This window comes from Bradyrhizobium sp. SZCCHNPS1003 (assembly GCF_032381555.1).
Lineage (GTDB): Bacteria > Pseudomonadota > Alphaproteobacteria > Rhizobiales > Xanthobacteraceae > Bradyrhizobium.
Genome location: NZ_JAUHIU010000011.1, coordinates 79,642 through 89,236, shown reverse-complemented (window position 1 = coordinate 89,236; position 9,595 = coordinate 79,642). Strand labels below are relative to the sequence as shown.

The 9,595-nt window shown below is 65.7% G+C and carries 3 protein-coding genes; all 3 read right to left on the bottom strand.

Annotated elements, in window-relative coordinates; all coding sequences use genetic code 11:
• Positions 1-10: 10 nt before the first annotated feature.
• The 3 genes from QX126_RS19355 to QX126_RS19345 are packed head-to-tail and all read right to left on the bottom strand — an operon-like array spanning position 11 to position 9,374.
• The gene (locus QX126_RS19355) at positions 11-3,307 is read right to left on the bottom strand and encodes a hypothetical protein (RefSeq protein ID WP_315782977.1); all 3,297 of its coding nucleotides are present in this window, start codon (positions 3,305-3,307) and stop codon (positions 11-13) included.
• Between the two features lie 51 nt (positions 3,308-3,358).
• On the bottom strand, positions 3,359-6,865 hold the full coding sequence (locus QX126_RS19350; RefSeq protein ID WP_315782975.1) for a DUF6603 domain-containing protein: 3,507 nt from the start codon (positions 6,863-6,865) through the stop codon (positions 3,359-3,361).
• Positions 6,858-9,374: a M64 family metallopeptidase gene (locus QX126_RS19345; RefSeq protein ID WP_315782973.1), complete on the bottom strand. Its 2,517-nt coding sequence runs from the start codon at positions 9,372-9,374 to the stop codon at positions 6,858-6,860. Before QX126_RS19345 ends, QX126_RS19350 begins: the two co-directional genes overlap by 8 nt.
• Between the last annotated feature and the right edge of the window lie 221 nt (positions 9,375-9,595).

Sequence of the window (9,595 nt, the reverse complement as noted above, 5' to 3'; positions counted from 1 at the left end):
CGCTGCGCGATCAGTTCGGCAGCATCTCGCTGCCGTGCACCGCGACCAGCACGGGAACCTGGTAGAGGATGTAGGCGAGCTCCGCGGAGTTGCTGTCCGGATGCCAGCGTAGCGCCTTGTCCTCGTCGTACTGTTGTTTCTTCTCCTGCAGCTCCGGCGCCACCGGATCGTCCAGGGTGAGCGTCGGCCCGCCCGGCCTGATCTGCAGAAAGCCCTTGTCGGCGTCGGACAGCACGTCAGGCCAGGCGAGGTCGTTCCAGACGTTGAGCGGCCCGTCGCGAGAAATATCAAGGCCGAAGCGCGGCTCGCCGGGCCGCTCCTTGATGACGAAGAACCAGCCCGGCGCCGTCGAATTGCCGCGGCCGGTGCCTCCCTTTGCCTCCTTCGAGGTCAGGTCGAAGCCAATGAAGGTGATGTCGGGATCGACCTTGGCTTCGTAGAGCGGTGTGCGCAGGCGGTCTTCCACCGGACCGTCGGTCTCCAGCACCCGCTCGACGCGGGGATTGATCGCGCCGCCGTCGTCGCGCTGCCAGCGCGCCTTCTGGGCGTAGATCACCGCGGTGGGATATTTCTTCAGCAGCTCGCCGCGGATGACGAGGACGACTTCCTCCTCGTTCTCACCCGGCTTCTCGCGATGGTCGTGATCGCCTAGCTTGGAGAACAGCGACCAGGTGTGGAGCGGCGGAATATCGCGGAGCTTTTCGCGCAGTTCGTCCTTCGACAGGCCCTCCCGGTCGATCACGCCGCTCGGGTCCCAGAATTGGCGGAAGCAGCTGCCGCGCTGGTCGGTGGGATATTCACGCCACAGCAGCTCGCGGGCGAATTCATGGTTGAGGCCGACCATGTAGGCCTCGATGAAACGCTGATTGGTCTCGAGCAGCGTGATCGTGTTCTGCGGAATCTTGTCGATGTTCGGCAGGAAGTGCTCGTCGGACAGGCCGAGAAGCGGCTTGTACATCGGCAGGTCGATTTCCGGATATGCCATCACCGGCTTGAACACTTCCGGCTGCAGCAGCGTCGCGATCCCGTTGATGGCCAGCACTCGCGGCGGAATGGCGATCGAGGAGAAGGTGAAGGCGGGCACCGTCTTGTCGGGATCAATCGCAGCGAAGGTCGACGCTCCGAGCGCGGCGATGTCGATCGGCTTGCGCAACGGCGGCTTGCCGAGATCGGCGCTGACCGTGAGCAGCCGGTTGAGGTCCTTGAGGGCTAGTTTGAAGCGCGCCGCCTCCGGACTGTCGGCGGACGAAGCGCCGCCGACCGGCTCAGGCGCGGCGGGATCGGGATCGCGGATGGTGAAAGACGGAAAGCCAGGCAGCGCGTCGATGATGTCGGGCGAAGCCCCTTGCGGCAACACGCCGGTCGCGATGCCGGCCTGCTTCTCCAGCCGCACCAGCCATCGGAACAGCGCCAGCGCCGCTACCGCGACCATGATCGCGAGCGGAATGGCGACGGCCAGCAGCAGCACGGCGACCAGCAGCAGAACGACCAGTAATACCCACTTCGCCCAGCGGTGCTTGGCGAGCCAGTCGGTCAGCTCCGCGGGCAGCGACTTCGGCTGAAGCTGCGCGGCGACATCCTCCACCGCCGGCAAGGCTTCCGGGGTGACCCGCGGCGGCGCCGCGCTGACCTCGCCGCGATTGATCTTCTCCAGCAGCTCTTCGGCGCCTTTCGGCGAGTCGAAGCCGAGCGTCGCCGCGATGTGGTCGCGCGGCCGGACCGCGCGCCGGAACGGCGCAGACAGCGCCGCGCGGGGCACCGTGCTTTCCTTGAGCCGATGGCGCAGCGTGAAGCCGTCGGCGATCACCCGGCGCTGCACCGGCGCCATCATCGTGAGCCCGCGTTCCGCGCTGAGATCCTTCAGCGGCCCGAGATGGCGCGCATGCCAGATCGCGGCCGCCGCCTTGGCGAATTGCGCCAGCCTGATCCGCCGGTTCGCCGCGAGGATGTCACCGACCTGGTCCCAGGCGGCGTCCATATAGGCCTCCTGGTTCTTCTGCACGACCGCCGTGCCGAACGCGGCGGGAACGCGAAACCGCGGGTCCAGATTGAGCTCGTGCACCCAGTTGCGCGGCTGCGGCGCGTCGCTGCCGTCTGCCTCCTCAAGCAGCCGTTCGGTGAGCGCGTGCCAGCGGCCGTACAGCGGCGGCGTGATCACCGGGTCGGGCGCGCCTTCGCGGGCATAGTCGTCGGTCAGGTTGACGAAGCCCGCCAGCGCCTTCTCGAATTCGTGCGCGTAGGGTTCATCCCAGCCCTCGTAGGCCGCAGCCTCCGCCTCCTGCGCGCCGGTCAGCGCCTCGTCCGGCACCTTGAGCGCGCCGCCGAGCCGCAGCACCCCGTGGAGCCCGGCGACCGCGATGGGCGGCATCCCGGAGCCGGGCGTCTGCGTGTCCATGTCGCGGCGGCCGAGCCGCGAGTCCGGCGGACGCGGCTTCAACAGGCGGACGAGGTACTCGAAATCGCCCACCGTCCCAGTCTTGAAGTACCACCGCTTGTACACCGGATGCAGCGTCGGGAACGGCCGGTCGGTATAGTCCGCCCAGGCCGACAGGGTGGCGAAGAGTGCGGGATTCGCCGCCGGCGCAATTCCGAGGCCGGCGAGACGGCCGCTCTCGAAGGTCGGCACCACGAATGCATGGTAGGACGTATTCGGCTCCAACTGACGCGGCGACAGGACGCGCGAATAGGCGTAGTCCGGATTGCTGGCCAGCAGGCTCTCCAGTCGCGCCCTCGCCTGGTCCGCATTGGTCGATTCCACCACGCCGTCCTGCTGGATCAGGTCGCGGTTGACGTGGACGTGCGCCCAGGCCCAAAGCTGGTCGGCGGGCGGGAATACCGAGGCCGGATCGCCCGTCACCTCGATCGCCGGCAGCGGCCGCGCCGACGACACCGCGACTTCCTTGAACTCCTCCACCTCGAGCACTAGGAGTGCGAGCCACGGGCGCAGCCGGTGGCGCGACTCGTCCGGCGCCGCTGGCGTGTAGCGCCACGGAAAATCCTCGTCGTAGAACTCAACGAAGGGCAGGTAGTTCGGCTCGAAATTGGTGATCCAGTCGCGCGGCTCCACCTTCACCACCGCCTTCGGATCGATGCCGACGATGTCGCCGGGACCATAGAGCGCGACGTCGCGCGAAATCGTCGCCGTCAGATCCGTGTCGCCCTGGACCGGCCGCCCGGCCAGCGACAAGTCGACCTTGATCGTCGCGCGCAGCGACACCGAGTTGTCGTTGTCGGCCGCCGTGATGTTGTTCGCCACGCCGAGCCGCAGCCAGGGTAGGAAGGAATAGGTGCCGATCGTATCGCTCATCCCGTCCCTCCCCGCCGCCTCGCCGGATCGCCCGCCATCATCGTGCCTCCGCTACGCCGCGCGCTTCATCTCGTGCGGGCGCACGATATGGGCCTCGCTGGCGAAGTTCGGATTGCTCCGCGTCTCCGCCGCCATGAATTCACCGGCGCTGGCGCGCGATTGGAACGACGCAGGCGCGCCGGCGATCGGCGAATTGTCGGCCAGGCTCACCACCACATAGGACGCCTGATCGACCGCGATCTTGTCGTCGAATGCGTGCTTCAGATCGCGCGACTTCGCCGAGATCTCGGACCGCGCCACGGCGTTGTTGGCCAGGAAGTGCGTGAACAGCCCGGAGATGAGCGTGACGAAGCGCCGGCGTGCCCGCTTGAAATTGTTGTCGACGATGATCTCTTCGTAGCGGGCGATGCGCTTGGTGACATAGCTGGTCCTTGCCTGGTTGCCAGTGACCGACAGCTCCAGCCCCGCCTCCTCGGCCTCGTAGTCGGACGCGCTGAGCTTCTCGCCGTCCTTGAGGTCCTTGAACTGGGCGATCGCGAACGACTCCCGAATGGTGGCGCGCTTCTCGATTCCCGACGTCGCGGTCGCGACGGAGAAGTAATTGGCGTCGTCCGGGCGCTGCGCGCCGATCTTGTCGAGGGTGATGCCGAGCGGGATCGCACGCTGGGTGATCTTGAGCGAACCGACCGGATGCAGGACAAGGTCCGAGCCCGCGTCCACGGTCTTGAGCGTCACCAACAGCCTGCTGCTGTTCTGCAGCGCGGCAGTCCAGTTCTCAGCCTTCGAGTATTCCGCCACCAGCAGGGGCAGCACGGAGACCGGCGGCAGACTGGTGTCCTCCTTGTCGCCCCAGGTGTGGGAGAAGTCGACGTCGACGTCCCAGAACAGCAGCGAGATGCTCCCGGTGCCCTCGACGTGCCAGGGCGATGTGCCTTCGAGCGAGCCGCGGAAGCGGATACTGAACAGCCCCGCGCCGAACAGCTTCACCGACAGCGAGGCAGAGATCGTGATGATGAAATAGAACGGCGAGAACTGGAACAGCGCGTCGAAGGCGAGATGGCCCTCGATGTTGGCGATCGAGACGCCGAAATACAGCTCCGCATGTGCGCCGAACTGCACGGTGTTCGACGTCACCGCGAAATAGGCGTCGACCCGGATGCGGGCCACCGGCGTGTTGAGGATGTTGATCGCGATCCGGGGGATCGGCGGGAACGGCAGCGCCGGTGGATTGTAGGCCGGGTGGAAGCCGCCGACGGAGACGATGAAAGTGGCGTCGCCGCCGAACGACGCGAGTACGCCCATGCCGCCGTCGAGCGGCATGAAGATTACGCGGGATTCGTACAGGATGGCGAAGAACCAGCCGCGCTTCTTGTCGAATTCGATCGCGCCCATGAAGGCGACCTGGATGATGATGAGCGGCAGCCGCTCGTCCGGGATCGCCACCGTCAGCTTGCCGATGATGGCGATGTTGCCGGGAATCTCGATGATGATCCCGAGCGACAGGCTGATCAGCGTCGGCGTGCCCCAGCCGAACTTCGCCATCGGGCCGATGAGGAAGGTCCCCTGCTCGGGCGGGAAGAAGGTGCGGAGGTCGGAGATGATCCGGTGCGCGTTGGCGACGACGTCGTGCGGGAATAGCACAGAGTCCAGCGAGCCGGCGCGCACGCCGTTGACTAGCGCGTCGAGATCCATCGAGCGGTTGAGCCCGACCAGTCCGCCGACTCCCAGCAGGGTGAAGCCGAAACCGAGCTGCAATCCGGGATTGAACTCGACCGTGATGATGGCGATGAAGGAAAAGCCCTTTGACCCGTCCGGCATCTTGGTGGTGATGACGCCGATTGCCGTCACCGAGAGGAAGTCGAGGATCTTCAGTTCCAGCGCGCCGGCATATTCGCCGCGGTCCGGATCGATGAAGAGATAGCCGCCGCCCTTCACCGCCCCGGCATCGATCGACAGCCCGACGCCGTTCGGTGGCTTGAACCCGAAGGATAGATCGATCGGGCCGAGATTGCCGCCGCTCCCCGGAAAAGCGAGATCGGTCCGCAGCCCGATGTTTTCCACCACCGCGACCAGCGGACCGAGCGCCGCCTTCAGCGTCGCGCCGATATCGATCGGGAGGCCGTCACCCGACGGTGTCACCGCGAGCGTCAGTCCCTGCACCTGGATCGGACCGAGGTCGATATGCGCTGGGATCTGGATCTCGAGATGCGAGGTGCCGCGGAAATACACGCCGCGCGGATAGGCGACGCCGAGGCCGAGATCGAACTCGAACCGCGTCGAGATACCCGACAGGATGGTCGAGATGAAGCCGTCCGAGCCGGACGCGTCGAGGACGAAAGCGAGGCCCTTGAGGTCCGCCTCGGCGAACACCTCGACGTCCTTGCCTGCCACCAGCGTGAAACCGCCGGCACCGCTCACCGATTGGTATTCGAGCCGCGTGCCCTCGCCGGTGCCGAGAACGATGGTCGGGCTGCCGGAGGCGGCGGAGTATTCCACTTCGACGCGCGCGGTGCCCTTGGCCGACGTCGGCGCGCCGCTGCCTGCGAAGCCGATCACCATGTCGATGCCGCTGCCCGGCCGCACCATCAGGCCGACACCGCCGGTGAGATCGAGGTCGCTCGAGATCGTCACCGCGATCGTCGGACCGAGCTGCATCCGCACCGACAGCAGCCCGCTGAAAGACGGCAGCAGCGCGAAGCCCGGCTTCTTGCTCCCGGACTTCGGCAGCGGGAACAGTCCGAGCTCGGCCGATAGCCGTCCCGCGTCGCGCGCCCGCTCGAAGAACACCAAGCGCAGCCGTTTGCGCACGGCGGCGCGCCCGGTCGGGGGGCCGCCTTCGAGCGCGAGCGCGACCCGATCCGGCACCTCCACCATCCGGACATCGAGCCCGAGCCCGGCCGCGAGGCTGTCGATCTGCCGCGCAAAGCTGGAGAAGTCGAAGCTGTCGGTGCCCCAGCCGAAGGCGTTCTCGAACAGCGTCACCGGGTCGGAGACGATCTTCGGCAGGTCCGGGAAACTGAACTTGTAGTCGATGTAGTCCGGGCGGTTGCCGGCGGGCGCGGTGTAGCGGGTGCGGATGACGCCGAGCGCCTGCAGCGCGAAACCGATGCCCGGATGATGGTTGCGCAGATAGGTGATGAAGAGATAGCCGACGAGCTGTCCCGGAAACTCGCCCTTGAAATTATCGGCGTTCAGCGTCGCCGAAAATGCACCGCCGGGCGCCGAGACGAGGTCGTCGATCGCCTGCACGACGCCGGCGATCGCCTCGATGGTCTTGAAGGCGTCTTCGAGCGATCCGGACACGACCGTCGTCTCGCCGTCGGACGCCACTTCGCCGTCGAGCGACAGCCCGCCGCCGACCAGCGCCTGGAGCCGATCGAACAGCAGCTGCAAGTCGACCGCGAGATCGGCGATCGGCTTCGGAATCACGTCGGAATCCCAGCCCAGCTTGAGCAGCAGGCCCTGGAATGCGGCCGGCGACTCCACCGCCGCCCGCAGCGGCAGCAGCAGCTTGCCGATCTCGGCGACGATCGTTTCGAGGGCGCCCGGTTCAGCCATTTTTCTTGGCCTCCGGATAGAATTCGCGGTCGACGACGTCGTGCAGCGCGGGATCGACGCGGTTGGTGATCAGCCATTTGCAGACATGGCAAAAAGTGCCGCTGTTGTTCCGCATCTTGCAGTCGCCGGCCGGACGATAGACCAGCCCGGTGAAGTTGTTTGCGCCTTCGTACAGGCCGACCAGCCGCTGCGCCTTGCATGGCGGCTTGAAATTCTGGATGTCCTTCGGGTCGTCGCCCTCGTCGTTCACATGAGCGGTGTCGGTATCCTTGTTGAGCGGCAGATGGTTGCCTGTGATGAAGTCGCGCACCTTCTTTTCCACCACATAGACCAGCGCGTCCGCATCGTCGCGGCGCGGCACGAACAGCAGCGAGCCTTTCGGAAACACGGGAAACGGCGCCGGCGGCAATTCCAGCCCGCCAAGCCGGATCGAGCCGAGGTTCTGGTCGATGTCGCCGATGTCGAGTCTGACGAGGTAATCGGAAGCGGTGAACGTGAGTGGCAGTTGCTGGCCGATCGCCGTGATCTGGATGCGGCGGAGAAACGCCTGCCGGCCGGCCGCCTTCGCCTGCACCCAGCGCGGGATCTGGCGCGGGTCGATCCTGACCTCGATCGAGCCACCCTGCTGGGTCGAAGCCTGGGTCAGCTTGGCCGAAAGCTGGACCCTGAGAAGTTCGAACCATTTCACCTTGGACGGATCGACCAGACGGGAGTGATTGGCGGCGTAGTTCGGATCCTGAAAGATGCCGGCGAGCGCGACGATGTTGTCGTGCTCGCTCGAAGCGGTCGCATTGTCCTCGGCGCTCGTTTCGTATTCGTCGCCGAGATTGAAGGAATGGCCGAATTCGTGCGCAACCGTGTCGATGATATCGGTGAGGTCGGCGTCGATGTCGCTGGCAGGCTTGCGCCGCATCACTTTCTTCGTCGCCGTGTTGGTCGCCGGATATTCGAAGTCGAGCGTCTTCAGGCTCTGCAGCGAATTGGCGGTCACGGTCGACTGGTTGAAATTGGTGCCGCCGATCATGTCCTCGTTGGTGATCATGGCGATCAGGCCGCGGCTGCGCTTGAAGGTGCCGTCCGGTATCCACTCGGCGCCCAGCGCGGTGTGCGGCGACGACCCGAGCCGCAGTCCGGACAGGTAGGCCATGATCGGCGCCGCAACGTTCGCGCGGCCGTTCCTAGCGAGCTCCGGCGGGTGCCGGCGCGGATCCGGGGCAAGGTGCCGTGTGGCGCTGGCCGGCTTGAAGAACTGATAGGCGCGGGCGATCAGGGGCGCGAGGTTGGCATCGCCCGCCGCATCCGCCGCCGGCATCGTCAAAGCGGCCCCGGACTTCGCCGCCTGGTCGCCCCAGCGGGAGCCGAGCATCAGGCCGTAGAAGGTGTCACGTGCCTCCAGGATGCCGAGCGATTTCTGCTTCCTCCACGCTTCGATCAGGGTGTCGTTGACCTTCGCCGCGTCGTAGTTGGGCAGCGACTGGCCCGCCCAGCGCGCCTTCAATTGCGCCGGCGTCGCAGTCTCGTTGCGGAGCGGCAGGCCGACGCGGGCCACGAGCTCGTCGACCTCGTAGATGCTCTTGTCGTCCGAAACGCTGTAATTCCACGGAATCGGTCCGCCCCTGCCGAGCTCCGAGGTCTCCTCGTCGTTGACGCGCCAGCCGCAGGTCACCGCCTGCTCTTCCGACGCCTGGAAGGCCTTGAATACGTTGAAGCTGCCCGCGAGCGTGCCGTAGGGCTCGTGGCGCTTCTGCGAGAACAGACCGTCCGCCGCTTCCTGCACGATCTTGTCGAACTTGTCCTTCTCGGACGCGCGAAAGCCCTCGGCGAGGAACAGGATGTTGTGCATCTCGGCGGCATTGCCGAGGTCGCCGGCGCGCACCGTCGAGATGTTGTCGCGAGTCTTGGCGTAGTCGACCACCTTCACCGGCAGGCTCTGGTTGACACCGAGGAAGCTGCCGTCGAGCTGGGCCGGCCCCTCGCTCACGCCCCTCAATCGTCCCTCATTGTTCGTATTTGCTACCACGAAGGTGCCGGGGCTGGCCGAGCTGAGCGTGACGAAGCCGTGCCCGGTGATGTCGCCGACGAGATCGGTCCCGGTCGGATCGTCGCTGAACAGCGCGCACAGCGTCGGCTGGCTGTGGGCGACCGTCGGATGCAGCGCCGTGGTGATCGAGGAGTTGCCGAACCACCAGCCGAGCACATCGTCGTGCACCTGGATACGCGCGACGACGTAACCGGGTCCATATTCGATCACCAAGAGATTGGTGCCGACGTCGTCGCCGGTGATGGTGCGCGCCGCAGGATCGATCGTCACGAAGCTGGTCAGCCGGGAGCCGACCGGGTTGTACGGCGCCAGGATCCGAAAATTGCAGTCCGCGGTGACGTCGGTCAGCGTGTAGGTCGTCGACCCGTTCGGCAAATCCTGGTCGAACACGCGGAACGGCAGCACTTTGGTCGCGGGCTTCTTCAGCGCGACGTGCATGTCGCAATGCGGATAGACAATGAGAGGCATGCCGGCACAACCCTCTCTCAGCCAGTAGAACTATTGGGAAGCCCGTCGCTCCCATCGGAAATCTGGCATCGTAAAGATTTTACACCCAAGCCTTCTCAATACAACCTCAACGTGATACTGTTTCGACATCCTTCTTCAATTGTCGTTTGCCGAGTGGAGCTCTCCATCGCTGAGGCCAATCGTGATGCAAAAGCCGGCGGCGTGGAGCATCTCGTTGTCCT